The sequence below is a fragment of the Frankia sp. CoWAU3 genome, from assembly GCF_977971855.1.
The window spans coordinates 1,930-4,443 of record NZ_CDWWXB010000042.1 but is presented as its reverse complement, the minus strand read 5'-3'; the positions used below and the strand labels follow the sequence as shown (position 1 = coordinate 4,443).

Annotated in this window: 2 protein-coding genes; both read right to left on the bottom strand. The window is 69.1% G+C overall.

Going from position 1 to position 2,514, the window contains the following annotated elements:
• The coding region (gene clsA, locus AC08ON_RS06455; RefSeq protein ID WP_476616628.1) for a cardiolipin synthase ClsA at positions 1-560 on the bottom strand (560 nt) is incomplete at its 3' end.
• A gap of 260 nt (positions 561-820) precedes the next feature.
• Positions 821-1,936: a C40 family peptidase gene (locus AC08ON_RS06450; protein ID WP_476616627.1), complete on the bottom strand. Its 1,116-nt coding sequence runs from the start codon at positions 1,934-1,936 to the stop codon at positions 821-823.
• Positions 1,937-2,514 lie beyond the last annotated feature (578 nt).

The window sequence follows — 2,514 nt, the reverse complement described above, 5'->3', positions numbered from 1 at the left end:
AGCTGGCCGGCCTGGACGAAGTACAGAAGACCAGACCACCAGTACAGGGCAGTACCCCAGATCGCAAACGCCCATCCGACCGGGCGTGCCGCGGTGGCCAGCCAGGAATCCCCGGCAGACAGCAGTAGGAGAGGGAAGGCGTACAACAGGTTGAACGTCGCAGCCTTGCCCAGGTAGTGCACGGGCAGTGTGACGCCGACCCCGATCCTGCGCAGCAACGGCGGCAGCGCCAGCAACGCCACGTCGCGGGCAAGGAGCAGAACCGCGAACCAGACCGGCACGATCCCGCGGAGGGTCAGAGCGACGATGGTGGCGAGGATGTAGAACCGGTCGGCGAGGGGATCCAGCAGGACGCCGAGGCGACTCGTCTGGTTCAGCACCCGCGCGAGCTTGCCGTCCAGGTAGTCGCTGATTCCGGCGAACGCGAGAACGCCGAGCGCCGCACCGTCCGCCTTCGGACCCAGCACCAGCCAGAGGAAGACCGGCACGCCGAGCAGCCGCAGGGCGGACAGCGCGTTCGGAACCGTCCAGATCCGGTCCGAGGCGGTGGGCATGGTCATGCGGCCGTCTCTCCTCCACCGGTTGGGCGGCGCGACGCGCCGCGAAGGCGGTGAACGGCAGCCCACCGCACCCGGCGCTCCCGCAGGTCCCCACCCGACGGGTTCGGCGCCGGTGGGGACGTCCGGGCCCGGTGGGGGCCGCAACGCCCCGCCGACGGGCCGGACATCGCTGACGCTAGCGGATCGTGGGGCACGGGGAGCGGAGAGGGATCCGCCGGCGGGGTACCCCGGCGTTCGGACCGGGTCAGGTGGGACCGGGCTCAGAGGATGCGGCCGACCTTGTAGGTGGAGCTGTAGATGGGCCGCAGCGACACGACACCGCCGGTCTGCGGGGCAGCCCACATATACCCATTCCCGGCGTAGATGCCGACATGGTAGATATTCCCAGGAGTACCATAAAAGATCAAGTCACCGGGCTGCTTGCCGGACTGGGGCACCTTCATCGAGACCCGGTACTGGTCCTCGGCCACGCGCGGCAGCGAGCGGCCGAGTTGTTTGAAGACGTACTGGACGAGTCCGGAGCAGTCGAACGAGTACGGACCCTCCGCGCCCCAGACATACGGCTTACCCTTGTTCAACGACGCGAGGTAGACGGCCTTCTCCCCGATCGAGCTGCCCGGGATGACCTTTGGGATCGCCTGGTCGATGACGGAACCCGACCCTCCCGGACCCGACCGTCCCGGACCCGACCGTCCCGGACCCGACCGTCCCGAACCCGTCGGACTCGCGATCGTCACCGTGGCGGCGCCGGCCACGGAGGGACGCAGGGCGTTCGATCCGTCGAAGACCGCAGTGATCATCGTCGTGGAGAGCAGGCGCGCGGTGATCTGCGCGGCGCCGTTCGCGTCGGTCCGCAACCTCGTGGAGGTCTGCCACCGGGGACCGTTCACCACGACGATACGGACGTCCTGGTTCGCAAGCGGGGTGCCGCTGTCCGATTCCAACGCCCGCACCGTGAGCAGCACCGGGGTGTTGGGCGCGACCGAGGTCTTGTCCGCGGCGATCGAGACACTGGTGAAGACGGGGTCGTGGTCCGCGATGGCGGTGGCCAACGGGGCGAGCCTGCGGGCCGAGGCCGCATCGCCGCCGGTGGCGTGGTGTCCCGGGACGAGCGCGGCTTCCTGGGTGAGGGAGTTCGACTCCAGTGACGAGGTTCCGTCGGCGCCCCCGGGGACGGTGGCCGCGAAGGCGGCGGTCGAGGCCGCGATCGTCCCGGTGGTGAACGCGGCGATGGTGACCGCGCGTCGCGGAGGAGGAGTGGTACGGCGGCGAGCCGCGCCGGAGCCTGAGGAGCCGTGGGGCGCCGGCGGGCGCTGATGATTCCGGACGAACTGGTCCCAGTCCTCCGGAAGCCAGGCCATACCACGACGGGGCAAGACGTGTCCTTCCCGTGCGCCTACGAGGGAGCTGTCGGGTTCGGGCTGGCCAGCCCGGCGGCCGACGACCCGGTCAGTGCCGTCACCGCCGGAACGCGGCCGGATCCGCCGGCCACACCCGGAACCACGGCTCCCCGCACCTGCCCCGACATACTCGGAGGGGCCGCCGAACCGGGGGCAGGACCAGGCACATCGGTCCGACGGGTATCTCTATCAAAATAGGTATATCTGCATGACATGTAGCAGACACTTCATAATCCGGACACCTATGGATCGGTAGAACAGAAGTGCCGTTGATGACCATAGTGGACATACCCGGGCGGCTCGCAATCACCCCCACCCCAACGCTTGAACACGGCACCAGAAGGCCGTCGCTGCTCGGCAAGAAGTACGGATGCCGTCACGCCGGGTGTCCGTCGGCGGCTTGATCACGCCACCTCGCGTCAGGTCGTCACGACGCCCCGAGCATCGACGTGTCGTAGATCTCGCCGGCTGTCTCGTCGGCGATCCGGCAGCGGAACGGGCCGGGTCGTCAGGGTGCGGGCGGCGGGTTCACACTCGGGACGGAACCGACCTGC